We start from the raw sequence: 23,762 nt of genomic DNA, 5'->3' as shown, positions 1-23,762 counted from the left end.
CGGCATTCAAAGTGCTGCGGCCGCTTCCAGGTCGGCGGCGCGCTGGCGAGGCAGGTCCAGCAGCGGCATGGCCCGCCGCACCGCCAGCCGTGCGCGCTCGAGCAGGGCGTCGTTGTGCACGCGACCGTCGGCGAAATCCCGGTCGGTGGCGTAGACGCCCAGCGGCAGGGTGCGCGCCTGGAAGAAGCTGAAGAGCGGGCGCAGCTGATGGTCGATCACCAGCGAGTGGCGCTCGCTGCCGCCGGTCGCGGCCAGCAGGATGGGGGTGTCGACCAGTGCGTCCTGGTGGACGAAGTCGAAGAAATGCTTGAACAGCCCTGTGTACGAGCCGCGATAGACCGGCGTGCTCACCACCAGCACATCGGCCTGCTCGACGGTGGTCAACTGGCGTTCCACGGTGTCGGGCAACTGCGAACGCCAGAGCGCACCGGCCAGCTGCGGGGCCAGTTCGCCCAGTTCGACCAGGTGCTGCTCGCTGTGGATGTCCTCGCCGATCAGGCCCAGCAGATGCTCGGCCAGGGTGGCGGCCTTGGAGGGGCGCTGCAATCCGCCGGACACGGCGACGATTCGAAGGGGGCGGGCAGGTGAAAGCATGACCCGATGCTAGCCACGGCGTTCCATGACGTAAAATGGTATTACTTCACCTATCCATGAGCAGGATTCATCGTCATGCTGGAGCGGATCCACCTCAGCATCGTGCAGCAGGTCGAGCAGCAGGGCTCGCTTACCGCGGCCGCCGGCGTACTCAACCTGACCCAGTCGGCCCTGAGCCACAGCATGAAGAAGCTGGAGCAGCAGCTGGGCACTGATGTATGGCTGCGCGAAGGCCGCAGCCTGCGCCTGACCCAGGCCGGGCAATACCTGCTGGCCGTCGCCAACCGCGTGCTGCCGCAGCTGGATCTGGCCGAGGAGCGGTTGGGCCAGTTCGCACAGGGCGAGCGCGGCGCGCTGCGCATCGGCATGGAATGCCATCCCTGCTACCAGTGGCTGCTGAAGATCGTCTCGCCGTACCTGGCCGCGTGGCCGGATGTGGATGTGGACGTCAAGCAGAAATTCCAGTTCGGCGGCATCGGCGCGCTGTTCGGCTACGAGATCGACCTGCTGGTTACCCCCGATCCACTGCTGAAGCCAGGCCTCAAGTTCATTCCCGTGTTCGACTACGAGCAGGTGCTGGTGGTGGCCAGCAACCACGCCCTGGCCAAGGTGGATTACGTGAAGCCGCGCCAGCTCGGCCAGGAAGTGCTGATCAGCTATCCGGTGCCGTTCGAGCGCCTGGACATCTACAACCAGTTCCTGCTGCCGGCTGGCATCACGCCGCGACGGCACAAGGCCATTGAAACCACCGACATCATGATGCAGATGGTGGCCAGCGGTCGTGGCGTGGCCGCCATGCCGCGCTGGCTGGTGGAAGAGTACGCCACCCGAATGGACGTGGTGCCGGTGCGCCTCGGTGCGAAGGGCATTCCCAAACAGATCTATCTGGGTGCGCGCGAAGCCGATACCAGCATCGACTACCTGCAGGCCTTCATCGAACTGGCGCGGAACAGCACGCCGCTGGCCGGCAATGCAGGCGGAGCCCGTTGATGGCTGCACCTGGATCACTGCGGGCGGAAGCCTTCATCAACACCTTTTCACTGGAGGTCAGCGCGAAGTCCATGCCCGCGCTGCGCGCCGAGGCCGACCGCATACCGCGCGGGACAACGATCTCCATTCCCTACCTGGCCAGTGAGGATGACGACGCACGCCTCGCTGCCGCGCGCACGGTGCGCGCGCTTGGCTTCGAGCCGATGCCGCATCTTTCGGCCCGCCGCATCGGGTCGCGCACGGTGCTTGAACGGTTCCTGCAGCGCGCCGCCAACGAGGCCGGAGCAGCGCAGTGCCTGGTGATCGCTGGCGATCTGGCCACGCCCGCCGGCCCATTTGCTGACAGCGCTTCGATCATCGAGAGCGGCCTTCTGGAGAGGGCCGGTATCAAGGTCGTCGCCATCGGCGGTCACCCCGATGGCCATCCGGTCCTGGGCAGTGACGCGTGCTGGCAGGTACTGGAACACAAGTGCCAGTCCATCGAAGCGCGCGGCATGGCGCCAATGATCATCACGCAGTTCGCCTTCGATGCCGACATCGTCCTGGCCTGGTTGCACGCGCTGCGTGCCCGTGGCATCCACGTTCCGGTGCTGGTCGGCGTGCCGGGCCCGGCAAGCATCGCGCGGCTGGTACGTTACGCCGCAATGTGTGGGGTGGGGGCCAGTGCATTGATGCTGTCACGGTATGGCATCTCGATCGGCCGGTTGCTGGGCAGCGCGGGCCCGGAGGTGTTCGTGGACCGTCTGGCGGACGGTTTGACTGATGCCCACGGGTTGGTCAGCCCGCACTTCTTTCCGTTCGGTGGAATTGCCCAGTCGTTGGACTGGATCAAACAGCAGCGGGTGCTGCCATCGGTTGCCCGCCGCTGACAGGCCATCAATCACGCCTGCCGGGCAGCGCATGGCCCGGTGCCGCCCCGCTCAGCCCCGGCGGTGGCGTATCCCTGACGGGGTACTGATCAGGCCCGCATTGCTGATGGCCTGGCGCGTACCGCACGCCCGGCACGCAAGCACGGTTCCTCCTCGCACATGCTCCATTTCCTGCTCGCCCCAGACGCTGGTTGCACCGCAGGCCGTGCAGGTGGCTTCGATCTGCAGGGCACGGGCCAGATCGCCCTCCGCGCCTGACCTGTAGATGAGGTCCCTGATCTTGAATAGGCCGGTATGACTCATTGGAACGCCGTTGTGGGTGCACTACGGGAAGATGCGAGGCGAAGGTGTCGACAGGGTTTGGCACAGTGTCGAGAAACGACGCGTTTCAGCTCATGGATCACTACGCAGCACGAACTCCTCCAGCCGCGCCCGGCTGACGGACTGGTGGTTGCCACAGCCCGGGCAACTGAGCGAAGCAGCGCCGTTGAGGTCGACGAGACCATGATCAGGAATGGCGCGGAACTGCCTTGAACACTTCAGGCAGGAACAATCGATCCGGGTGACCTGCAGCAGGGTGCCATCCTCACGCGCCACTCCTTCGACGCTGTCTACATAGAACTGTCCGATGTCGCGCATGAAGATGAATAAAGCCCTGAACGTATGGGGGCGTTCATCATGCCGCCTGCCGCGCCGCAAGGCGCGAACCGTATTCTGAAGAATTAAGAATACGCATCACGGCCCGGACTTGCGCCGGGTGCTAGAGTGTGAACAGGTGCCGACGTGGCCCCACATTTCAAGGCGAAGTCCATGCCCATCCGGGCCGTTGTATACGCAAGCCAGGCCGTTGAAGGCCTTTCGATTGACCGCCTGGAAGCACTCGTCACCGATGCCGCGAGGTTCAACAAGCTCGCAGGGGTGACAGGCGTGCTGCTGTATGACGGCACGCGATTCGTGCAGTACTTCGAAGGGCCGGAAGATGGGGTGGCCAGCGTCTACGAGCGGGTGCTGCAATCGACCAGCCACACGGATGTGGTGGAGCTGGCCCGGGGGCGTGTCTCTACCCGGCAGTTCCCCTATTGGTCGATGCACCAGCTTCCTGCCGACCAGCTTCTGGTCGGCAGGCTTGCCAGGGCCGACTGGTCACGCTTCAAGAGAAGCCAGCCCGAGGAAATCGCAGGCTCCGCGTGGGGAATCGATGTGCTGGCCGCCGCGATTGAGCCCTACGTGCACGCCGCTTAGTTTGCGGTTCGGCGGCCGCGTCCTTTGAGATGCGCAGCGACATGAAGGCTTTCATCACGCTCATCGCCGCATTTGCTGCGGGCCCGGCGCTTGCCGATTCCCCGCTGCCGCCGCCAGAGAGGTTCACGGCATGCTCCTCCACGCGAAATCTCTGTACCGATTCGGATCCAGCCGTCAATTCAACGCGGGTAACGCCACAGGCATCGGGCCAGGATGCCTGGCTGATACCCGGATGGCATCGCGGGTTGTTCCCGTCGGACGATGGGGGGTCGGTCGTGGTCGGCTACGAAGGCATGAACCTGGTTCCGGCTGACGTGACGTTGAGTGAGCCGGTGCTGCATTTCTACAATCGCGGCCGCCTGGTTCGCACCGTTACGCTCGATCAGTCGTATCGGCGCACCGTGGTGTGACCGCGCCATCACCCGCATTCACCCCGCAGCAGCGAAAATGCACCATCGGGCGCGCCCCTACGCGCGCCGCTCACTGCCCGCAGGATCGCGAAGATGTCCAATCCCCCCTTTGGTGAATCGTCATGTGCCGCCGCTGCCAGCGGTTGCGTCGAGGTGCGCGGCGCGCGCGAGCACAACCTCAGGAATGTCGACGTCTCCATCCCGCGCAATGCATTGGTGGTGTTTTCCGGTGTTTCGGGCTCCGGCAAGTCATCGCTGGCGTTCGGCACGATCTTCGCGGAGGCGCAGCGGCGCTACTTTGAGTCGGTTGCGCCGTATGCACGGCGTCTGATCGACCAGGCCGGCGTGCCCGATGTGGACGCCATCGACGGGTTGCCGCCCGCAGTGGCCCTGCAGCAGCAGCGCGGCGCCAGCAACGCGCGCTCATCGGTGGGCAGCGTCACTACGCTGTCCAGCCTGGTGCGCATGATGTATTCGCGTGCAGGTGCATACCCGGCCAACCAGCCGATGCTTTACGCCGAGGACTTTTCGCCCAATACCCCGCAGGGCGCCTGCAGCACCTGTCACGGGCTGGGGCACGTCTACGAGGTGACGGAAGCCTTGATGGTGCCGGATCCGTCGCTGAGCATCCGCGAGCGCGCCATCGCCTCCTGGCCGCCGGCCTGGCATGGCCAGAACCTGCGCGACATCCTGGTCACGCTCGGCTATGACATCGACGTACCGTGGAAGAAGCTGCCGAAGAAGGATCGGGAGTGGATCCTGTTCACGGAAGAAACGCCCACCGTGCCGGTCTATGCAGGCTTCACGCCTGCCGAGACCCGGGCTGCGCTCAAGCGAAAGCTCGAGCCGAGCTACATGGGTACATACACCGGCGCGCGTCGCTATGTGCTGCATACCTTCGCCAACACCCAGAGCGCGCTGATGCGCAAACGGGTTTCCCGCTACATGGAAGGCAAGCTGTGCCCGGCCTGCCACGGAAAGCGCCTGAAGCCGGAAGCGCTCTCGGTCACCTTCGCGGGCGTGGATATCGGTGAGTTCATGCGGTTGCCCCTGGATCAACTGGCGGATCTGCTGGAGCCCATCGCGGAAGGTGATTTCGGCGCACACAGCAAGGGTGCACCTATCAGCAGGCATGCAACACCCCGCGATCGTGCCCGGCGCGCCGCGAGTGGCCGCGCGACGCACGAGGGCGCCCCCGACGTGCGCCTGACCTCGGCCCTGTCCGAAGAGAAGCGGCTGGCCGCACAGCGGCTGGCGGGCGGAGTCATGGGGCGGGTACGGCAACTGCGCGAGCTTGGCCTGGGCTATCTCTCGCTGGACCGCGCCACGCCCACGCTGTCCGCCGGCGAACTGCAGCGCCTGCGGCTGGCCACGCAGCTCAGCTCGTTGCTGTTTGGTGTGCTGTACGTGCTCGACGAGCCTTCGGCCGGACTGCATCCCGCCGACAGCCAGGCGCTGTACGACGCGTTGGACCGGCTGCGTGATGGCGGAAATTCGGTGTTCGTGGTCGAGCACGATCTGGAGCTGATGCGCCGCGCGCAGTGGCTGGTGGACGTGGGCCCGGAGGCCGGCGAGCGGGGAGGGCGCGTGCTCTACAGCGGCGAGCCCGATGGCCTGCGCCAGGTGCAGGATTCGCGCACGGCCCGGTATCTGTTCGACCAGGTGCCTGCGCCTGCCAGCCGCCAGCGAAGCGCCGCGAACTGGCTGGAACTGAAGGGCATCCATCGCCACAACCTGCACGGTGTAGACGCGCAGGTGCCGCTGGGATTGCTCACGGCAGTGACCGGCATTTCCGGCTCGGGCAAGTCCAGCCTGGTGGCTCAGGCGCTGCCAGAGCTGATGCTGCTGCATCTGGGGCATGAACCTGCGGACGATGGCGCCGAGGCCTCGCCGACCGACGGGCCTACCGTAATCGAAACGACGCGAGGGCAGTTGGCCGGTGATCTGGACGCCATCCAGCGCGTGGTGCAGGTCGACCAGAAGCCGATCGGCCGCACGCCACGCTCCAACCTCGCCACCTATACCGGGCTGTTCGATCACGTGCGCAAACTGTTCGCGGCGACGCACGCCGCACGTCGTCGTCGCTTCGATGCGGGTCGTTTCTCGTTCAACGTAGCCAAGGGCCGATGCGAGACCTGCGAAGGTGAGGGTTTCGTGAGCGTCGAACTGCTGTTCATGCCCAGCGTCTATGCCCCATGCCCCACCTGCCACGGCGCCCGCTACAACGAGGCCACGCTGAAGGTGCTGTGGAACGACCGCAACATCGCCGAGGTCCTGCAGATGACCGTGGACCAGGCGCATGCATTCTTCATGGCGGAAGAGGTCATTGCCCGGCCGTTGCAGCTGCTGCAGGACATCGGCCTGGGTTACCTGAGGCTGGGCCAGCCGGCCACGGAGCTTTCAGGCGGCGAGGCCCAGCGCATCAAGCTGGCCACTGAACTGCAGCGCAGCCAGCGCGGGCGCACGCTTTACGTTCTGGACGAACCCACCACCGGCCTGCACGCGTCGGATGCGGACAGGCTGCTGGTTCAGCTGCAGCGGCTGGTCGACGCAGGAAATACGGTGGTGATGATCGAGCATGACATGCGGGCGGTCGCCCAGGCGGACTGGGTGATTGACGTCGGGCCGGGCGCAGGCAGCGCGGGTGGCACCATCGTGGCGAAGGGGACGCCGCAACAGGTGGCCCGCGCGCGGGGAAGCAGGACAGCGCCTTTCCTTGCGCGCGAACTGGCTCCTCTATAGGGCCGAGCCATGCCCGGCCATCACCCTCGGCCAGATCCGGGGGTGGCCTGTCCAGCAAACGATGCTCAGGCCTCCCCGCGCCACTGGCTCATCAACATCTGCAGAAAGCGTTCCGCAGTAGGCGAGAGCAGGGCGCCCCGGCGACGGACGATGCCGATCGTGCGCGACACCACGGGGTTACCAATCGTGCGCGTCACCAGGGTCGGATGATCCCCGTCCGGCGTGGCCATTTTCGGCAGGACCGACACGCCGATGCCGGCCTCGACCATGCCCAGTGACGTCGACAGGTGGGTCACTTCGTAGTGCCAGCTCAACTTGAGGTTCTCGCGCGCCAGGGCACCATCCAGCAGCGTGCGGTTGCCGCTGGTGCGATGCACGGTGATCAGCTGGTGCTCGGCCAGATCCGCCCATTCAACCTTGCGCTTGCGGGCCAGCGGATGATCGCGTCGGCAGGCCAGCACGAAGGGATCTTCGGCCAGCACGTCGAAATCGAGATTCGGATCGTTGGCGCCCATGAAGTTGATGCCGAACTCGACTTCGCCACGCTCTACCGCCTGCAGGCCTTCGGTGGCCGGGATATCCAGGATCCGGAAGCGCACGTTGGGATGCGCTTCGTGGAAACGCGCCATCACGCTGGGCAGGAAGTAGAACGCCGCCGTGGGCAGGCAGGCGATGGTGACGGTAGCGCCCCGCGTATCGTCCCGGCCCCGCAGTGAGAACAGTGACCCATCGAATTCCTCCAGCATGCGACGCACCAGCGGCAGCAGGTTCTCGCCGACGGCGGTGGTGCTGACGCTGCGCGTGGTGCGCTCCAGCAGTGGCGAACCCACAGCCTGCTCCAGCTTCTGTATCCGTCGGCTGAGTGCCGGCTGGGAGACGTGCAGGATCTCCGCGGCGCGGTGGAAGCTGCGCGTCTCCGACACCAGCAGGAACGCGCGTAGATCCAGGATTTCGCAATTGATGCTCATTGGGTATCAATCATCAAAAAATCAGCAATTCACAGATCAATTGGGGCCATGCCAGTATCGAATCACAGAGGGGTCATTCATCCCCTATACGCATCAATCTAGCACACGTATGTCCAACGATCTGCTCAGCATTCCCTGCGTACTCATGCGCGGTGGTACATCCAAGGGCCCGTTCTTCCTGGCCAGCGATCTTCCGGCGGACATTGCTGAACGCGATCGCCTGCTGGTGGAAGTAATGGGGTCGGGCCATCCGCTGCAGATCGATGGCATCGGTGGCGGCAACGCGCTGACCAGCAAGGTGGCCATCATCGGCCGATCCAGCCGGGCAGACGCCGACGTGGACTATCTGTTCGCCCAGGTACGGGTGGAGCAGCAGGTGGTGGACACGTCCCCCAACTGCGGCAACATGCTGGCGGCGGTGGGCCCGTACGCCATCGAGCGGGGGCTGGTGCAGGCTCAGGATCCGCAGACCGAGGTGCGCATCCACAACGTCAACACCGGCAAGCTGATCATCGCCACGGTGGAAACGCCGGGTGGCCATGTGGTCTACCGCGGTGATACGCGCATTGCCGGCGCACCGGGCTCGGCCGCGCCGGTCAGGCTTTCCTTCCTCGATGCCGCAGGCGCCCGCACCGGCAAGCTGCTGCCCAGCGGCCACGCCCGGGAAACCATCGATGGCGTGCCGGTCAGCCTGGTGGACTGCGCCATGCCGATGATGCTGGTGCGTGCCGAGGACCTGGAGGTGCGCGGTGATGCCTCGCCCGCCGAACTGAACGCGGATGCCGCGTTCATGCGCCGGCTGGAAGCGCTGCGCATCGAGGCGGGCGCCCGCATGGGCATCGCCGACGCCGGCAACAAGGTCATTCCCAAGCCGGTGCTGCTGTCGGCGCCGCAACACGGCGGCGATCTGCAGGTGCGTTACTTCATGCCGCACCAATGCCACACCGCACTGGCGATCACCGGTGCGGTCGGCCTGGCTACCGCCGCCGTCACGCCGGGCACGCTGGCCCACACTTTGGTCGGGTGCCTGTCCGTTCCCGGCAGCATTACCCTCGAACATCCGAGCGGGGACCTGCAGGTGGGCCTCAGTCGCAGCTCGGATGACGCACCGGTGATTGCCAGCGTGGTCCGCACCGCACGCCGACTGTTCGAAGGTCGCGTGTTTGCGACAACGCCAGTGCCTGCCATGGCCAGTTCCACCCAAGCCCGCCAATGGACGTCAGCGGCATGATCTGAACCCGGCAGGGCCGGTGCAGACGCGCATGCCTGCCATTACAACGTAGATGCTTCACTCCTGGGAGGGATGATGTACAAGCAGTTCTTCATGGCCGCGCTGTGCGCGGCCGGTCTGGCCGCGGCCGGTTGCAGCAACAGCGGGCGCGCGGAAGGCGCATCCACCGGCACCGGTGACGATGCACCCGTGCGCATCAGCGTCGGCTCCTACAACCTCAACAACCTTCCGTTCTTCATTGCCGATGCCAAGGGTTACTTCAAGGACGTCGGCCTGGACGTAAAAACCGAGAACTTCGCCCAGGGTGGCTCGAAGGTGCTGCAGGCCCTGGTGGCGAATTCCACCGACGTGGCGGTCGGTTTCTACGACCACACCATCCAGATGCAGGCCAAGGGCAAGGACGTGGTGGCCTTCGTGCTGCTCTCGCGCAATTCCGGCCTGGTGATGGCCGGGCGCGAAGATGCCACGTTTGATCCTGCGCGACCGGAGTCCATCAAGGGCCAGAAGGTCGGCATCACCGCACCGGGCTCCTCGTCCGACTTCTTCGTCCGCCACTTCCTGGCGCAGCACGATATTCCGGCCGACAGCATTTCGCTGATCGGCGTCGGCTCCGGCGCTGCTGCAGTCGCCGCGCTCGAGCAGGGCAAGATCGACCTGCTGGTCAACTACGATCCGGCTGCAACCCTGATCACCGAGCGCAAGGTCGGGAAGATCATCCTTGACGCGCGCAGCGACGAAGGCGCCCGCCAGGTCTATGGCGGGCTGTACCCGACCTCGGTGATGTACGCCAACCAGAGCTTCCTGGACAAGCGCCCCGAAGCGGCCGAGAAGATCGCCCGTGCCGAACAGATGGCGCTGAAGTTCATCGCCGACAACAGTGCCGAGGAGATCGTTGCCGCGCTGCCGGACAGCTACGTCTCCGGCGACCGCGCCACCTATGCCCGCGCGGTGGAGAACGCGCGCGCGATCTTCACCCGCGATGGGCGCTTCACGCCAGCCGACCTGGAGACGCCGTTGAAGGTGCTGCGTGAGTTCAATACCGATGTGGCCAAGGCCAACATCGATCTGTCCAGGACCTACACCAATGCCTTCGTCGAGCGTGCCAACGCTGCGGCGCCGGCTGCCCAACCGTAAGCGGAGGTGACCCCATGGCCCTTAATGCCACCGTGCGCCAACTCAACGGCGCGCCGCAGCTGGAGCCTGCACAGACCATGGTCGCCATCAACAAGGTGACCATGTCCTTCGGCGAGTTCACCGCCGTTCGCGATGTCGACATCCAGGTGGGTGACGGCGAGTTCCTCGCCATCGTCGGGCCCACCGGGTGCGGCAAGAGCACCATCCTCAATTCCGTGGCGGGCCTGCTGAAGCCATCCTCGGGCGACGTGGCCATCGATGGCCGCACGGTCAGCGGCGTGCAGGAGTCGGTCGGCTACCTGTTCCAGCAGGACGCCCTGCTGCCGTGGAAGACAGCTCTCCAGAACGTCGAGCTGGGCCTGCGCTTCCGCGGCGTGCCCGAAGCCGAACGCAAGCCCAAGGCCAACGCGTGGCTGGCCAAGGTCGGCCTGGCCGGTTTCGAGCATCGCTATCCGCACCAGTTGTCCGGCGGCCAGCGCAAGCGTGTGCAGATGGCGCAGGCGCTGATCGTCGAGCCGAAGGTGATCCTGATGGACGAGCCGTTCTCGGCGCTGGACATCCACACCCGCCACCTGATGCAGAACGAGCTGCTGCGCCTGTGGCAGGAGGATCGCCGCTCGGTGATCCTGATTACCCATGACCTGGAAGAAGCGATCGCGCTGGGTGACCGCGTGGTGGTGCTGTCCTCCGGCCCAGCCAGCCGCGTGGTGCGTAGCTTCGACGTGGATCTGGAACGTCCGCGCAACGTGGCCGAGATCAAGCTGGATGACCGTTTCACCGACCTGTACCGCGACATCTGGGCCTGCCTGCGCGGCGAAGTGGAGAAGAGCTATGCACGCCAAGACTGACAAATTCATCCAGCTGGCCCTGGTAGTCGCCGTTTTCGGCGGCTGGGAAGGCGGTATCGCGCTGGGCGTGATCGATCCGTTCTTCTTCCCTTCGCCGACGGCCATCGTGCAGCAGGCCTGGACCTGGTTGTCCGATACCTCGTTCTACCAGCATGTCTACATTACCCTTACTGAAACCGCGCTGGGCTACATCATCGGCACCGGCCTGGGCGTGGCTGGCGGTGTCTGGCTGGGCCTGAGCCGCCGTTCGGCGCGCATCCTCGATCCCTTCATCAAAGGCTTCAACGCGATTCCGCGCGTAGTGCTGGCGCCGATTTTCGTGTTGTGGCTGGGGCTGGGCCTGTGGTCGAAGGTGGCGCTGGCGGTCACGCTGGTGTTCTTCACCACGTTCTTCAACGCCATGCAGGGCGTGCGCGAGGTGAATCCGGTGGTGCTGGCCAATGCCCGCATCCTGGGCGCAAGCCGCAGCGACCTGCTGCGCCATGTCTACTTCCCGGCAGCGGCGAGCTGGATCCTGTCCTCGCTGCGCACCTCGGTCGGCTTTGCCGTGGTCGGCGCGATCATCGGCGAGTACCTCGGCGCTTCGGCGGGCCTGGGTTACCTGATCGCGCAGGCCGAGGGCAACTTCAATGCCGTGGGTGTGTTCGCCGGCATCATCATCCTGGCCGCCTTCGTGCTGGTCATCGACGCCCTGCTGGACGTGGTCGAGAACAAGCTGATCACCTGGCGTCCCAACGCCCAGGCACAGGCCACCAGCTGACCGGGCCGGGCTGAGCCCGCCTGCCGCGCCGCCGGTCCGATCCGGCGGCGCGAGCTTCCTCCCCCGATTTTCCCTCGCACCACCGCAACAGGCCAGCGCCGGGCCAGGGGGCCGGCTGGCCGGAGAGAGAGTCCATGAACCCTTCCACCGTGCTGCCGCTGGCAGCGCTGCCGGTCGCGCTCGGCCTGCTGTTGGCCAGTGGCCACGCCGACGCCCAGTCTGTTTCATCCCCGCCCGCGCCATTGAGCCAGGCCGAGCTGTCACGCCTGGTGCAGCAGCAGGCGCTGCAGATCCAGCAATTGGAAGCGCGCCTACGCGCCGTCGAGGGCGGGCAGGGTACTGCGGCCGCACTATCCGCGCCGCCCGCGCCCGCGCTGGAAACGCGGGTGGCCGCACTGGAATCCGGCCAGTCCAGGCAGCCCAAGGTCTCTTGGGCCAAGGGCGCACCCGAGTTCAGCAGCGCCGACGGCACGACGGTGTTCCGTCCCCGCGGCCGGCTGTTCGTCGATGCCTCCAGTACGGACGGTTCGGCGGTCGGTGATCGCAACGTTTCGGGCACCGAGGTCCGTTCGGTGCGCCTGGGGGCCGAGGGACGCTACGCAACCCTGGGCTGGGTGGTGGAGGGTGACTTCGCCGACAACGCGGTGGCCTGGAAGTCGGTCTACGCCACGCTGGACCACACCCTGTTCGGCCTGCCGGCCGATCTCACGATGGGCAACCGCTTGAACGATCGCGGTATCGATGGCTCCTGCAGCACCTCCAACACGCCGTTCCAGGAACGCAACGTGGTCGGCACGTTGATGCTGCCGCAGCGCGGCCTGTTCGGTGTCGGGCTGACCGAGCGGGTGTACGGAAAGGGCTGGCATGCCAGCCTGTCGGTGGCCGGCAACGATCTCAACAACGCCGGCACCGACAGCGACAGCCAGACCTGGGCCGCGCGCGTGCACTGGAATCCGCTGGACACTGCTGGTACCACGTTGCATCTGGGCGCATGGGCGTTCCACGAGAAGATTCCCGCCGGGGCCAGCGGCGTGGTGCGCAGTTCGGCCATCGCGGGGCATTTCAACGATCTGGTCAGGATCACGCCGGGCACACTGCTGGGCGCCGAGCGCAGCACCGCCTACGGTGCCGAACTGGCCGGCTTCTTCGGCCCGGCGTGGGCAACGGGCGAGTGGGGTACGCGAAGCCTGCGCGGGGCCGATGCCGGCGGTCGCTACGATCGCGACCACGCGGCGTGGGCGATTTCTGCCGGCTGGTTCCTGGCGGGGGCGCTGCCGTCGTACTCGGGCAAGGCCGGTACCTGGGGGAAGGTGAATGTCGCCGATCCGGTGACGCGCGGCGGCGGCGGTGCCTGGGAGCTGAAGGGCCGCTATGAAGACGTGGACTATGCCGAGCTGCCCAGTGGCGGTACGGGTAACGCGTGGACCCTGGGCGCGAACTGGTACCTCAACGATTTCAGTCGCGTGATGTTCGAAGCCGTGCGCTGGCAGACCCGTCACCGCAGCGGCAGTGCAATGGGCAGGGATGAAGGCACCACCTTCAATACCCGCCTGCAGCTGGTCTTCTAGGGCAGGGGCGCCGCCTGCACTCTGGTCACAGCAGCAACAACGCTGCGATGAGTGCAGGTGGCATCACCAGCGCGCCGACGCGCAGGAAGTCGAGCGCGCTGACATGCTCGCCTTCGCGACGCAATGCCATCAGCCACAGCATCGTGGCCAACGAGCCGGTCACCGACAGGTTCGGGCCCAGATCCACGCCGACCAGCAATGCGGCACGGGTCTGCGCCGGCAGGTCCGCCATCTGCCCCAACGAACCAGCCGCCAGGCCGACCGGCAGATTATTGGCCACGTTGCTCAGCAGTGCAGCGGCGCCGCCGGCCAGCCAGCTGGCCTGGTGCGGCGACGTTTTCGCCAGCGCCTGCAGCGCGCCGGCCGAACTCTGGATGACACCGGTCTGCGCTACCGCTTCCACCAGCACGAACAGCCCAGCCACCAGCGGCAGCACCCCCCAGGATACGTGGCGCAGCAGCGGCAGCGGGCTGCGTCGCTGGCGGATGGCCACTGCCACCACGCTTAGCGTGCCCGCGCAGAACGTGGTCAGGCCCAACGGCCCGTTCAAGGCGGACGTCACCAGCAGCACCGTGCCGGTGAACAGCACGCCCAGTGCGCTCAGTCGGCCGCCGTCGGTCAACGGGCGATGCACCGGCGCGGCCACCAGCGGCTGTGCGATTTCGCGACGGTGCACCCAGCGCAGCACAAGATAGGTCGCACCGATCGCCGCCAGCGAGGGCAGTGCGAACTGCGCCAGCCACTGCAGCAGCGGCGGCATGTGCTGGCCGTACACCACGAGATTGGCCGGGTTGGAGATGGGCAACACGAAGCTGGCCGCGTTGGCGATGAAGGCACAGACGAACAGGTACGGCAGGGGATTGGCCCGGGCCGCCTTGCAGGCCGCATAGACCGCCGGCGTCAGCACCACGGCTGTCGCATCATTGGAAAGAAACACCGTTACCAGCGTGCCGACCAGGAACACCAGGTCGAACAGGCGTCGCCCGGATCCGCCCGCGTGCCGCACCGCGTACAACGCCAGCCAGTCGAACAGCCCTTCGCGGCGTGCGAGCTCGGCCAGCACCATCATGCCGACCAGGAACAGGTAGACATCGCGGCCCTCGGCGACTGCGTGCCAGGTAGTGCCGAACGACACAGTGCCGCTGAGCGGAAGCAGCGCGGCCGCACCGAGCGCCCACACATACTCCGGAATGCGGAACGGACGGAACAGCAGGCCGACAGTGGCAACGGCCACCGCCATCCAGATGATGAGGGAAGAATGGGAAGCGAGCATGGGGTAGGGGGCGTGCGCGGTGCCGTCCATCGACCGCGTCGCCGGTTCTCCGGCGCATGTGATGGGCGTGCAGGCGCCCGCTGCGATCAGTGCAAGTGCCGGGGTTGCGGCATCATACCGTGCCGGCTGCCCAGCGAATGCCTTGGCGCGGCGCGGTCCGTGACGGCATCGCGTTCCCCTGGATGACTACGCGACGTTCCCGGCGGATGTACTCAAACTGGCCCAGGCGCTTCAGTGAAGGGAGGAGCCGGGCCTGTGCCCGGATCCTCGTCCGCTACTTCATGCTGCTGGCCGGAGTGGCAGGGCGTGCCACTACTTCGGCATCAGCACAGCATCAACAACGTGGATGACGCCGTTGGATTGGTTGACGTCGGCGATGCTGATGCCTGCTTTGCCACCCTTGGCGTCGATCACCCACAGCTTGCCGTCGTGGAGCGCCACGGTAAGCGGCTCGCCTTGCACTGTCTTCAGCGTGGCTTTTCCACCGTGCTTCCTGGCATCGGCCAGGAGCTGGGCGGAACTGAACCGTCCTGGGACCACGTGGTAGGTGAGGATCCGGGTGAGCTGCGCCTTGTTTTCAGGCTTCACCAGTGTATCGACCGTGCCTGCTGGAAGCTTGTTGAAGGCCGCATTGGTGGGCGCAAAGACGGTAAAGGGACCGGCGCCATTGAGGGTCTCGACCAGGCCTGCGGCCTTGACCGCTGCCACCAGCGTGGTGTGATCCCTGGAGTTCACGGCGTTTTCAACGATGGTCCTGGTCGGGTACATCTCGGCCCCGCCAACCATTACCGGATCTGCGGCGAAGCTGGCGGAAGCGGCTGAGACGAGTACGGCGAAGCTGACTGCGGCGGCGATGCGCTGAAGAGCGTTCACGGTGCGTTCCTCGATAGGATGCCCGCACAGCGCGGGCATCCTACATACGGCTGGCGGGAGCGCCTGGATGCACCGGATGCAGGCCGGGTCAGTCAGGGGGAGGGCCGTGATGCGTGTCGAAATTCTCCCTGCAGCGGCGGAATTCCTCGGCGTGTCCCACTACCCAGGTCCACATCGGGATCATAAGAACCAGCAGCTCCCTGCCCAGCGGAGTGATGGTGTACTCCACGCGCGGCGGAACCTCACGGAAATCCTGCCTATGGATCAGTCCGTCCCTTTCAAGCTGACGCAGGGTACGCGTCAGCATACGCTGCGTGACTCCTTTCATCCGCCGCGCCACATCGGCGTGACGCAGTGTTCCGTAGACCCCCAGGGCGTGAATGATGCCCAGCGACCAGCGGCTGCCGGCATGCGCGAGCACCTCGCGGCGCAGACCGTCGTCGTCCGCGCTCATGCCGTCGCATATCGATTGTGAATGTCGCAGAAGCTCATCGGTGCTCATGAACGGTGCGGTCGGTATCATCGGTGTGCCTTCTTACGTGGCAACTAGGGAGGGGCGCAGAATCGCCGCCATCGTACACACAGATGGTGGTTTCAATGTCTCCCCCGATTGTTTCCCGCTCAATCCTGGTCCTGGGTGCCGGCGAACTCGGAATGCCCGTCATCCGCAACCTGGCCCAGCTCGCGGTTGTGCATGACGCAACCATCAGCGTGATGCTGAGGCCTGCGTCGATTGAATCCACACTACCGGACAAGCGTACGGTCATTGACCAGATCCGCTCGCTGGGAGTGGCCCTCGTTCCTGGCGACCTGGTCACTGCCACGGTCGATGAGCTGGCTGATCTATTTTCCGGTTATGACACGGTCATCGGCTGCACCGGCTACGCCGCTGGCCGCGACACTCCCATGAAGGTAGCGCGCGCCGCCGTGAAGTCGGGCATTACCAGGTACTTCCCTTGGCAATTCGGGGTCGACTTTGACGCCATCGGACGCGGCGGGCCACAGGATCTTTTCGACGCCCAGCTGGATGTACGCGACTATCTCCGCTCACAGGCCGAAATGGACTGGGTGGTCATTTCCACCGGCATGTTCACCAGCTACCTCTTCGAGCCGGAGTTTGGCGTGATCGATCTTCCCGGCAGAAAGGTCAATGCACTTGGCACAGCCTCCAATGCGGTTACGCTGACCACACCAGAGGACATCGGTGCAATGACTGCACAGATTGTCTTCCACTCGCCCCCCCTTCGAAACGAGATCGTCTATCTTGCGGGAGACACGGTCCGTTATGAGCAGCTGCCCGCCATCCTTGAGGAAAAGTTCGGTGTTCCCTTCAAGCTGATCGTGTGGAGCGTTCCCCAGCTGATGGAGGAGCTTGCCAGTGACCCATCAAACATGTTCAGGAAGTACCGTGCTGCCTTCGCCCAGGGCAGGGGCGTCTCCTGGAGCCTGGACGGGACGTTCAATGCCAGCATTGGCGTGAAACTGGAGGGTGTCGACGACTGGCTGAAAGCCCACTTCGAGACTTGATGAGCCGTTGAGCGGCAATCGCGTGGACGAAAACGGATTCTCCTACAGACTCCAATCGACCCGCAGGCCGGCGATCAGCGCATTCGGCAGGTCCCGCTGGCGTGCGGGTTCGTTGAACTGGTCCGGATGCACGATGTAGTGCAGGTTGGGGGCGACCCGAAGCTGCGGGGTGACCTGGATGCCATAGCTCAGCTCCATCATCACCTGGCTCCCGTGCGGGGTACCGCTGCCACCCGCCGCGGCACGGGCGAGGCGCAGGTTCTCCAGCGCGATGCTGCTGTACCTCTGCTGGGTCACGACGAAGGCGATGCTGTCCTGCGGTCGGCTGACGAACGTGCCTTTCTGCACCAGGCCGGCCTGCAGGAAGTGATCCTCGATCAACTGGCCGGAGGTGCCCCTGAGTGCGGCACCGAAGAGGGTCAGGCCACGACCGCTGCCATCGCTGCTGAGCTGCTGCTCGAAGCGGGCGAACGCACCGGAGCGACCATGACGGGTCGCGTACTCCTGGCCACTGAGCAGCGCCGGCATGCCGTTGGCATCGCGCAGCGGGTCGTGGTAGGTCGAATTGTCCTGCCAGCCACCCAGTTCGTAGCGGGCCTTCAAGCGCGCCGACGCGGGGCTGCGCCAGCCGATCGTGTAGGGCACGACCCAGCCGGTGGCCTGGTTCGTACTCCATTTCAGGCCGTGCTGGCCGTCCTCGGCCTGGCTCGGGTCGACCTGGTAGGCGCCGACGCGCACGTAGACATCCGGCGTCACCCAGGCCGTGGCATCGGCCATCCAGCTCGATACCGGCCACCATGTGAAACTGCTGGTGCGGAACACATAGGTCGGGTTGCCGCAGGCCGAGTTGCCCTGGAAGTACTGGCACAGCTCCGAACCAAGATGATGGATGTTGGCGACGCTGCGCCCGGCTTCCAGCACCAGCCGGTCGTCGAGCAGTTTCTGCTCCAGCGTCAGGTTGGCCAGGCGCGTGCCCTGGCCACCGTAGATTTCCTGCACCGAGGTGCTGTTGCCCGTGCTGCTGTTGGCGAGATTGGTGCCGTGGCGGTTGATGCCGTACGCCTTGATCGTCGCACCCCTCCAGCCAAACGCGGCGTCCAGGTCCACGTCGGCACCGAACATCAGCTGGCCGGCATACGCCGTACCGCTGCGCTTGCCGCCGTCGAGCGTGGCGGCGGCTTCGCCGGTGTAGGCAAGCTTGGGGATGAGGACATCGCTCGCGTCGGCGGCTGCGGCCAGCGACGGCAGGACCAGCAGGATCGCTGTCGGCAGCAGGCGGCGGGAAGGGGAGGTCATGGGCGGGGCTCCGTGTGCAGGGCGTAGGTCGTTGAGCCCCTACGCGCGCAGGGACCGCAAAAGGACCGTGAGGGCAGGGGGATCAGGCCGCGGCCGTCACCGGCTTCTTGAGGATGCGCAGCGCGACTGCGGTGACGGCCACGCCAGCCAGCAATGCCAGCAGGTAGATGCCGAGATGAGTGACCGCATTCGGGATCGGCAGCACGAACACACCACCGTGCGGCACCTTCAGCTCGACGCCAGCGGCCATCGAGATTGCACCAGCCACGGCAGAACCAAGGATCAGCGCCGGAATGGTGCGCAGCGGATCACGTGCGGCGTAGGGGATCGCGCCTTCGGTCACGAAACTGAGGCCAAGCACGCCGGCGGCACCGGCCGTGCCGCGCTCCTCGGCGGTGAAGCGGTTGCTGAACAGCCATGTCGCCAGTGCAATACCCAGCGGCGGCGTCATGCCGCCGATCATCGTCGCCGCCATCGGCGTGTAGACCTGGCTGGAAATCAATGCAGTAGAGAACGCGTAGGACGCCTTGTTGACCGGCCCGCCCATGTCCACCGCCATCATTCCGCCCAGCAGCAGGCCAAGCAGGATCGCGCTGCCGCCCTGCATGCCGCGCAGCCAGTCGGTCAGCCACGCCAGCAGCCCGGCGACCGGCGTGCCGATCACGTACATCATCAATAGGCCGACCAGCAGCGTGCCCAGCACCGGCAGGATCAGCACCGGCTTGAGCCCTTCCAGGCTGCGCGGCAGGCGCAGCGCACGGTTGATCCAGTGCACGCCATAACCGGCGATGAAGCCAGCCAGGATGCCGCCGATGAAGCCAGCGTCCATGTTCACTGCTACCAGTCCGCCGATCATGCCGGGCGCAATGCCGGGCCGGTCGGCGATGGAGTAGGCGATGTAACCGGCGAGCGCCGGCACCATCAACATGAAGCCGGACTTGGCGCCGATCTGGAACAGCGACCAGGCCAGCGTGCCCTTGTGCGCGTCATCGAAGGCATAGATGCCGCCGAGTGCGAACGCCAGTGCGATCAGCAGGCCACCGGCAGTGACGAACGGCAGCATGAACGACACGCCGGTCATCAGATGCTTGTAGGGGCCGGTGGCCCTGGTTTTTTCGGCCGTGCGGCCCGGAGTCGCGGTACCGGCCTGCACGCCGGCCTCGGCCAGCGCCTTGCGGATCAGGTTCTGGCCATCGTTGATCGCCGGCTTGGTGCCACTCTTGAACAGGCGCTTGCCGGCGAAGCGCGATAGATCGACTTCGCGGTCTGCGGCGATCAGGACGAGGTCTGAGGCGGCGATTTCTTCGTCGCTCAATGCGTCCTGCGCGCCGACCGAGCCCTGGGTTTCGACCCGGATTGCATGGCCCAGCGCCTTGGCGGCCTGTTGCAGGCCCTCCGCCGCCATGAAGGTGTGGGCGATGCCGGTGGGGCAGGAGGTGACGGCGACGATGCGCTTGCCCGCATGCGTGCCGGCGTTGCCCGACACCGCGGCCGCGAGCGGTGCGAGCGCCGCAACCGGGTCGTCCAGTACCTCGCCCAGGCTGGCATGCACGATCCCGGCATTGGCGAAGCGCGCGATGTCCGCCTCACCCTCACCCACCAGCAGCAACTGCGTCGCGGCGGCGGCGTCCGAGGCAGACAGTGCGCCGGTCACGCCCTGGTCGCTGCGGATCTCGATCATCAGCTCGAGCCCGCGCTGGCGGGCGGCGCGGCGCAGCGCTTCGGCGGCAAGAACCGCCTCGATGCTGCGTTCGCCGACGGCGATGACTACGGTGAAAGCGTGCATGGAAACTCCTGGAATTCTTCGGGCTCGTGCTTGCCGAAAGCGCTGCGGTCGGCCCGAAGCCGCCGCCGTGCTCCCGGCAGGGGGGTCAATCCAACCGCTCGATCAGTACATCGCCGGTCCAACCGCGTACCTGCGCCGGGTCCAGCCGTCGTGCGTCACCGCTTTGCAGCCGGCTCATCGAGAACGCGGTCGCCAGCCGCGCGCAGCCGTCCAGATCGATGGAAGGCTCCAGCAGGGCGGCAGCGATGCCGGCCACCATCGCGTCGCCCGCACCGACCGTGCTGCCCTGGGCCAGTCGCGGCGGTCGTGCGACCAGCGCGCCGCTGCGATCAATGAACAGCGCGCCGTCGGTGCCCATCGAGATCGCTACGAGCGCAACGCCACGTTCGACCAAGGCCTGGCCAGCGACGCGCAGGGCGCTGCGGTCCGGCAGCGGGGTGCCGGTCCAGGCCTCCAGCTCCTGGCGGTTGGGCTTGACCGCGTAGGGCAGTGCACCGGCGGTGTCACTCAATGCAGCCACAAGTGCGTCGCCGCTGGTGTCCAGCAACACGCGCGCACCGGCGGCGACGACCTGCGCCTGCAGTCGCGCCCATGCATCGGACGGCAGTCCAGACGGCAGGCTGCCGGACAGCACCACCGGAAGGCCCGGCAGCAGCAAGGCGCCAAGCCTGCGCGACACTGCGTCCAGAGCGGTATCGTCGAGGGCCAGGCCGGGCAGGTTGATGTCGGTGGTTTCGCCGTTGTCCTCGTCAACCAGCTTGATGTTGGTGCGGGTGCTGCCGGGGATACGCAGGCAACCATCCACGATGCCGCGCGTGGAGAAGAGCGCGCCGAACACAACGTCGTTGCCGCCACCGAGCACGCCCAGCGCGGTGGTCGGCACGCCCCAGTCGGCCAGGCAGGCGGCCACGTTGATGCCCTTGCCACCCGCATCGTCGCGGCTGCTGCGGGCGCGGTGCACATGGCCCGGCCGCAGGCTGGCCAGCCGCACGGTCTGGTCGATCGCCGGGTTCAAGGTAACGGTGACGGCGCGGGCGTTCATGCGCGGGCTCCGTCGAGGGCGCGCACCTGCTCGGCGGTTTCGCAGTCCAGCGCCGTCGCAGCCAGCGTTTGCAGATCGGCCAGCGCGCTGCCACGCAGGCGTGCCTTCACGGACGGGATGTCGTTCGGGGTCATCGACAGTTCGTCCACGCCCAGCCCTGCCAGCAGCATCGCGCCGAACGGATCGCCGGCCAGGCCGCCGCAGACACCCACCCAGCGCCCCTGCGTGCGTGCGCCGTCCACCGTGGTGCGGATCGCGCGCAGCACGGCCGGGTGCAGGCTGTCGGCCTCTGCGGCCAGCTCCGGGTTCTGGCGATCGATCGCCAGCACGTACTGGGTCAGGTCGTTGGTGCCGATCGAGAAGAAGTCGGCGTGGCGCGCCAGCACATCGCTCTGGGCGGCCGCGGCCGGTACTTCGATCATGATGCCGATCGGCACGTCGGGTGCCTCGAGTTCGGCGCGCAGGCGCTCGCAGATGGCACGCAGTGCGACCAGTTCAGGCACCGAGGTGATCATCGGGAACATGATGGACAGGCGTGCACCGTCCTTGGCTGCGCGGTACAGCGCACGCAGCTGCGGCTCAAGCAGATCCGGGCGGCGCAGCAGCAGGCGCGCGCCGCGCACGCCGAGGAACGGGTTCTCCTCGTGCGGCAGCTCCAGGTGGGCGACCTGCTTGTCGCCACCGATATCGAGCGCACGCACGATCAACGGACGGCCTTCCAGCGCTTTGGCCATCGCCATGTAGGTTGCGTACTGCTCCTCCTCGCTGGGCGTGCTGCCGCGTTCGAGGAACAGGAATTCGGTGCGCATCAGGCCGACACCTTCCGCGCCCTGTTCCAGCGCGAATGGCACCTGCTCAGGCAGGTTCACGTTGGCGCCGATGTCGATGCGATGGCCGTCGGTGGTCTGCGCCGGCTGCGCGCGTTGTGCGGCTTCGCGCGCGCGGATCTGCTGCTGCTCGGCGATCCAGGCGCGTGCCGAAGCAAGATCGGCCTCGGAAGGGGACAGGTAGAGCCGCCCGCTGCTGCCGTCGATGATCGCTTCGCGGCCGGCCTTGATCGCCAGCAGTTCGGCGCCACCGGCAACCAGCGCCGGCAGGCCGAGCGTGCGCGAGAGGATCGCAGTGTGCGACGTGGGGCCGCCCTGTGCGGTGGCGAGGCCGAGCACGCGGGTGGTGTCAAGGTTGGCGGTATCCGAGGGTGACAGGTCGGCGGCAAGCAGGATGCACGGTTGCGCCGGTAGATCTGCCAGGCCGCCACCGGCCGCAGAGGCGTCAAGCTGCGCCAGTACGCGCCGACCCACATCGCGCAGGTCGGCAGCGCGCCCGGCCAGCACCGGATTGCCCAGCGCCGCCAGCCCGGAGGCGATCTGCTCGATGGCCTGGTGCCAGGACCACGCGACGCCATGACCTTCAACCATCAGCTGGCAGGTGCGGGTAATCAGGTCGGTGTCGTCAAGCAGCGCAGCCTGTGCCCTGAAGATCGCCGCATCCGAGGCGCCAAGGCGGCGCTGGGTGTCGTCCTGCAGCGCGGCCAACTGCTGGCGGGTACGGCTGAGTGCATCCTGCAGGCGCGCGCCGCCCTCGCCAAGCGGGGCAGGGCGATCGGCAACATCGGCCTGCGCGCTGGCCAGTACATGCAGCGGACCGATGGCCAGCCCGGGGCTGGCGCCGATGCCGACGATCGCTGCCTGCGCTTCGGGCGGATTCCAGCCCGCGACCGGCGCCGCCTTTCGCTGTGCTGCACGCTCCGCATCGGCCTTTTCCTGCGCGACCAGCCCGTCCATGGTCTTGCTTAGTGCAGCCAGCAGTGCGGGGGCATCGGCGCCTTCGGCAGAAACACGCACGGCATCGCCCTCGCGAAGCCCGAGCTGCAGCAGCGCCACCAGACTCTTGGCGTCGGCCGCCTGATCGCCCGCGCGCACCTGGGCGCGGGCCGTAAAACTCCGCGCCGTCTCGGCCCAGCGCGTGGCCGGGCGCGCGTGCAGTCCGCTGGGGTAAGCAATGGTCCAGTCGAAACGCTCGGCCAGGTCCGCCACTGGGACGTGAGTGGCAGAGACTGCGACGTCGCTGGCCAGCGCATTGACGATTTCGCTTGCATCGGAGGTAGTGAACAACCGCTGCAGCGTGGCCTCGTCCTGGATCAGGCGGGTCAGCCTGCGCAGCAGGGTGATGTGGGTATCGGACTGGGCGGCAATGCCAACCACCAGGCGGGTGACCTGGCCGGGGTTCCATTCCACGCCTTCCGGCAACTGCAGCACCGCAATGCCGTCGCGACGCACCAGGTGGCGGTCCTCGCCGAGCCCATGCGGGATCGCCACGCCATGGCCGAGGAAGGTGTTCGCCAGCGCTTCGCGGCGTTCCATGCTGGCCTGGTAACCCGGCGCCACGCAGCCGGCAGCGACCAGCATCTGGGCCACCTGGGCGATGGCATCGGTCTTGTCCTGTGCCCGCGCGTCCAGGCGGATCAGTTCCCGGCTGACGGGGGAAGGGGAGGTCAGGGGCGACAAAGCGGGCTCCGGGAGGGATGGCTGGGGCGTATTGGGAACGTTCCCACTGCACATTTCAATGTGCACTGCACAAAAAGCCAATAGTCCTTTGGCGTTAGCATT

Annotated in this window: 21 protein-coding genes; 11 read left to right on the top strand and 10 right to left on the bottom strand. The window is 66.4% G+C overall.

Features of this window, described 5'->3' with window-relative positions; all coding sequences use genetic code 11:
* Positions 1-6: 6 nt before the first annotated feature.
* A complete protein-coding gene (msuE, locus tag AC5P60_RS04870; RefSeq protein ID WP_049452430.1) occupies positions 7-594 on the bottom strand; it encodes an FMN reductase in 588 nt (195 codons plus the stop codon).
* 75 nt (positions 595-669) lie between these two features.
* Here msuE and AC5P60_RS04865 point away from each other — a divergent pair, with 75 nt between their 5' ends.
* Together AC5P60_RS04865 and AC5P60_RS04860 are read left to right on the top strand one after the other, a co-directional pair.
* Entirely contained in the window at positions 670-1,584 is a 915-nt protein-coding gene (locus AC5P60_RS04865) for a LysR family transcriptional regulator (RefSeq protein ID WP_231522303.1), read from the top strand.
* On the top strand, positions 1,584-2,453 hold the full coding sequence (locus tag AC5P60_RS04860) for a methylenetetrahydrofolate reductase (protein ID WP_231522304.1): 870 nt from the start codon (positions 1,584-1,586) through the stop codon (positions 2,451-2,453). Before AC5P60_RS04865 ends, AC5P60_RS04860 begins: the two co-directional genes overlap by 1 nt.
* 393 nt (positions 2,454-2,846) lie before the next feature.
* On the opposite strand, the gene AC5P60_RS04855 is transcribed toward AC5P60_RS04860, so the two are convergent.
* Positions 2,847-3,092 (bottom strand): hypothetical protein, encoded by a 246-nt coding sequence (locus tag AC5P60_RS04855; RefSeq protein ID WP_049452434.1) that lies wholly within the window; start codon positions 3,090-3,092, stop codon positions 2,847-2,849.
* Positions 3,093-3,263: 171 nt separating this feature from the next.
* Here AC5P60_RS04855 and AC5P60_RS04850 point away from each other — a divergent pair, with 171 nt between their 5' ends.
* The 3 genes from AC5P60_RS04850 to AC5P60_RS04840 all read left to right on the top strand — a co-directional run bounded on the left by AC5P60_RS04850 (position 3,264) and on the right by AC5P60_RS04840 (position 6,847).
* Complete coding sequence (locus tag AC5P60_RS04850) at positions 3,264-3,695, top strand: BLUF domain-containing protein (RefSeq protein ID WP_495201709.1); 432 nt, start codon at positions 3,264-3,266, stop codon at positions 3,693-3,695.
* A 41-nt stretch (positions 3,696-3,736) separates the two neighbouring features.
* On the top strand, positions 3,737-4,105 hold the full coding sequence (locus AC5P60_RS04845; protein ID WP_483693127.1) for a hypothetical protein: 369 nt from the start codon (positions 3,737-3,739) through the stop codon (positions 4,103-4,105).
* Positions 4,106-4,198: 93 nt separating this feature from the next.
* Positions 4,199-6,847, top strand: a complete 2,649-nt coding sequence (locus AC5P60_RS04840) for an excinuclease ABC subunit UvrA (protein WP_483693125.1) — start codon at positions 4,199-4,201, stop codon at positions 6,845-6,847.
* Positions 6,848-6,912: 65 nt separating this feature from the next.
* On the opposite strand, the gene AC5P60_RS04835 is transcribed toward AC5P60_RS04840, so the two are convergent.
* A complete protein-coding gene (locus tag AC5P60_RS04835; RefSeq protein WP_059034473.1) occupies positions 6,913-7,815 on the bottom strand; it encodes a LysR family transcriptional regulator in 903 nt (300 codons plus the stop codon).
* A gap of 109 nt (positions 7,816-7,924) precedes the next feature.
* On the opposite strand from AC5P60_RS04835, the gene AC5P60_RS04830 reads away from it, so the two are divergent.
* From AC5P60_RS04830 to AC5P60_RS04810, 5 genes are all read left to right on the top strand, one after another.
* Complete coding sequence (locus AC5P60_RS04830) at positions 7,925-9,046, top strand: 4-oxalomesaconate tautomerase (protein ID WP_483693123.1); 1,122 nt, start codon at positions 7,925-7,927, stop codon at positions 9,044-9,046.
* A 75-nt stretch (positions 9,047-9,121) separates the two neighbouring features.
* Entirely contained in the window at positions 9,122-10,180 is a 1,059-nt protein-coding gene (locus tag AC5P60_RS04825; protein WP_407625474.1) for an ABC transporter substrate-binding protein, read from the top strand.
* 14 nt (positions 10,181-10,194) lie between these two features.
* Positions 10,195-11,028: an ABC transporter ATP-binding protein gene (locus tag AC5P60_RS04820; RefSeq protein ID WP_483693121.1), complete on the top strand. Its 834-nt coding sequence runs from the start codon at positions 10,195-10,197 to the stop codon at positions 11,026-11,028.
* Entirely contained in the window at positions 11,012-11,788 is a 777-nt protein-coding gene (locus AC5P60_RS04815; protein WP_005409726.1) for an ABC transporter permease, read from the top strand. The genes AC5P60_RS04820 and AC5P60_RS04815 overlap by 17 nt, the downstream gene beginning before the upstream one ends.
* Positions 11,789-11,922: 134 nt before the next feature.
* Positions 11,923-13,356, top strand: coding sequence for an OprO/OprP family phosphate-selective porin (locus AC5P60_RS04810; protein WP_495201694.1), 1,434 nt, complete (start codon positions 11,923-11,925; stop codon positions 13,354-13,356).
* A 25-nt stretch (positions 13,357-13,381) separates the two neighbouring features.
* Here AC5P60_RS04810 and AC5P60_RS04805 read toward each other — a convergent pair whose 3' ends face one another.
* From AC5P60_RS04805 to AC5P60_RS04795, 3 genes are all read right to left on the bottom strand, one after another.
* On the bottom strand, positions 13,382-14,659 hold the full coding sequence (locus AC5P60_RS04805; protein ID WP_080353410.1) for an arsenic transporter: 1,278 nt from the start codon (positions 14,657-14,659) through the stop codon (positions 13,382-13,384).
* Positions 14,660-14,941: 282 nt separating this feature from the next.
* Positions 14,942-15,541: a fasciclin domain-containing protein gene (locus AC5P60_RS04800; RefSeq protein WP_483693118.1), complete on the bottom strand. Its 600-nt coding sequence runs from the start codon at positions 15,539-15,541 to the stop codon at positions 14,942-14,944.
* A gap of 49 nt (positions 15,542-15,590) precedes the next feature.
* Entirely contained in the window at positions 15,591-16,004 is a 414-nt protein-coding gene (locus AC5P60_RS04795; protein WP_024956822.1) for a winged helix-turn-helix transcriptional regulator, read from the bottom strand.
* A gap of 95 nt (positions 16,005-16,099) precedes the next feature.
* On the opposite strand from AC5P60_RS04795, the gene AC5P60_RS04790 reads away from it, so the two are divergent.
* Positions 16,100-17,029 carry an aromatic alcohol reductase gene (locus AC5P60_RS04790; protein WP_483693116.1) on the top strand — a complete coding sequence of 310 codons (930 nt, stop codon included), beginning with the start codon at positions 16,100-16,102 and terminating at the stop codon, positions 17,027-17,029.
* A 42-nt stretch (positions 17,030-17,071) separates the two neighbouring features.
* Here the strand turns inward: AC5P60_RS04790 and AC5P60_RS04785 are convergent, their stop codons facing one another.
* From AC5P60_RS04785 to ptsP, 4 genes are all read right to left on the bottom strand, one after another.
* On the bottom strand, positions 17,072-18,325 hold the full coding sequence (locus tag AC5P60_RS04785) for a carbohydrate porin (protein WP_033834218.1): 1,254 nt from the start codon (positions 18,323-18,325) through the stop codon (positions 17,072-17,074).
* A gap of 82 nt (positions 18,326-18,407) precedes the next feature.
* Complete coding sequence (locus tag AC5P60_RS04780; RefSeq protein WP_483693114.1) at positions 18,408-20,111, bottom strand: PTS fructose transporter subunit IIC; 1,704 nt, start codon at positions 20,109-20,111, stop codon at positions 18,408-18,410.
* 85 nt (positions 20,112-20,196) lie between these two features.
* Positions 20,197-21,153, bottom strand: a complete 957-nt coding sequence (locus AC5P60_RS04775; RefSeq protein ID WP_483693112.1) for a 1-phosphofructokinase family hexose kinase — start codon at positions 21,151-21,153, stop codon at positions 20,197-20,199.
* On the bottom strand, positions 21,150-23,660 hold the full coding sequence (gene ptsP, locus AC5P60_RS04770) for a phosphoenolpyruvate--protein phosphotransferase (protein ID WP_483693111.1): 2,511 nt from the start codon (positions 23,658-23,660) through the stop codon (positions 21,150-21,152). The genes AC5P60_RS04775 and ptsP overlap by 4 nt, the downstream gene beginning before the upstream one ends.
* Positions 23,661-23,762 lie beyond the last annotated feature (102 nt).

It is taken from the genome of Stenotrophomonas sp. YJH_SMC_120 (genome assembly GCF_059368675.1).
The sequence above is the reverse complement of the archived record's forward strand: the minus strand, read 5'-3'. Positions and strand labels throughout refer to the sequence as shown.

Bases quoted from the DNA above. Each gene is read 5' to 3' on its own strand.
- AC5P60_RS04790 (WP_483693116.1), top strand. From the start codon at position 16,100: ATGTCTCCCCCGATTGTTTCCCGCTCAATCCTGGTCCTGGGTGCCGGC.
- AC5P60_RS04785 (WP_033834218.1), bottom strand. From the start codon at position 18,325: ATGACCTCCCCTTCCCGCCGCCTGCTGCCGACAGCGATCCTGCTGGTC.
- AC5P60_RS04860 (WP_231522304.1), top strand. From the start codon at position 1,584: ATGGCTGCACCTGGATCACTGCGGGCGGAAGCCTTCATCAACACCTTT.
- AC5P60_RS04815 (WP_005409726.1), top strand. From the start codon at position 11,012: ATGCACGCCAAGACTGACAAATTCATCCAGCTGGCCCTGGTAGTCGCC.
- AC5P60_RS04805 (WP_080353410.1), bottom strand. From the start codon at position 14,659: ATGGACGGCACCGCGCACGCCCCCTACCCCATGCTCGCTTCCCATTCT.
- AC5P60_RS04820 (WP_483693121.1), top strand. From the start codon at position 10,195: ATGGCCCTTAATGCCACCGTGCGCCAACTCAACGGCGCGCCGCAGCTG.
- AC5P60_RS04835 (WP_059034473.1), bottom strand. From the start codon at position 7,815: ATGAGCATCAATTGCGAAATCCTGGATCTACGCGCGTTCCTGCTGGTG.
- AC5P60_RS04825 (WP_407625474.1), top strand. From the start codon at position 9,122: ATGTACAAGCAGTTCTTCATGGCCGCGCTGTGCGCGGCCGGTCTGGCC.
- AC5P60_RS04855 (WP_049452434.1), bottom strand. From the start codon at position 3,092: ATGCGCGACATCGGACAGTTCTATGTAGACAGCGTCGAAGGAGTGGCG.
- AC5P60_RS04865 (WP_231522303.1), top strand. From the start codon at position 670: ATGCTGGAGCGGATCCACCTCAGCATCGTGCAGCAGGTCGAGCAGCAG.
- AC5P60_RS04795 (WP_024956822.1), bottom strand. From the start codon at position 16,004: ATGAGCACCGATGAGCTTCTGCGACATTCACAATCGATATGCGACGGC.
- AC5P60_RS04800 (WP_483693118.1), bottom strand. From the start codon at position 15,541: ATGCCCGCGCTGTGCGGGCATCCTATCGAGGAACGCACCGTGAACGCT.
- AC5P60_RS04850 (WP_495201709.1), top strand. From the start codon at position 3,264: ATGCCCATCCGGGCCGTTGTATACGCAAGCCAGGCCGTTGAAGGCCTT.
- msuE (WP_049452430.1), bottom strand. From the start codon at position 594: ATGCTTTCACCTGCCCGCCCCCTTCGAATCGTCGCCGTGTCCGGCGGA.
- AC5P60_RS04780 (WP_483693114.1), bottom strand. From the start codon at position 20,111: ATGCACGCTTTCACCGTAGTCATCGCCGTCGGCGAACGCAGCATCGAG.
- AC5P60_RS04830 (WP_483693123.1), top strand. From the start codon at position 7,925: ATGTCCAACGATCTGCTCAGCATTCCCTGCGTACTCATGCGCGGTGGT.
- AC5P60_RS04810 (WP_495201694.1), top strand. From the start codon at position 11,923: ATGAACCCTTCCACCGTGCTGCCGCTGGCAGCGCTGCCGGTCGCGCTC.
- AC5P60_RS04840 (WP_483693125.1), top strand. From the start codon at position 4,199: ATGTCCAATCCCCCCTTTGGTGAATCGTCATGTGCCGCCGCTGCCAGC.
- AC5P60_RS04845 (WP_483693127.1), top strand. From the start codon at position 3,737: ATGAAGGCTTTCATCACGCTCATCGCCGCATTTGCTGCGGGCCCGGCG.
- AC5P60_RS04775 (WP_483693112.1), bottom strand. From the start codon at position 21,153: ATGAACGCCCGCGCCGTCACCGTTACCTTGAACCCGGCGATCGACCAG.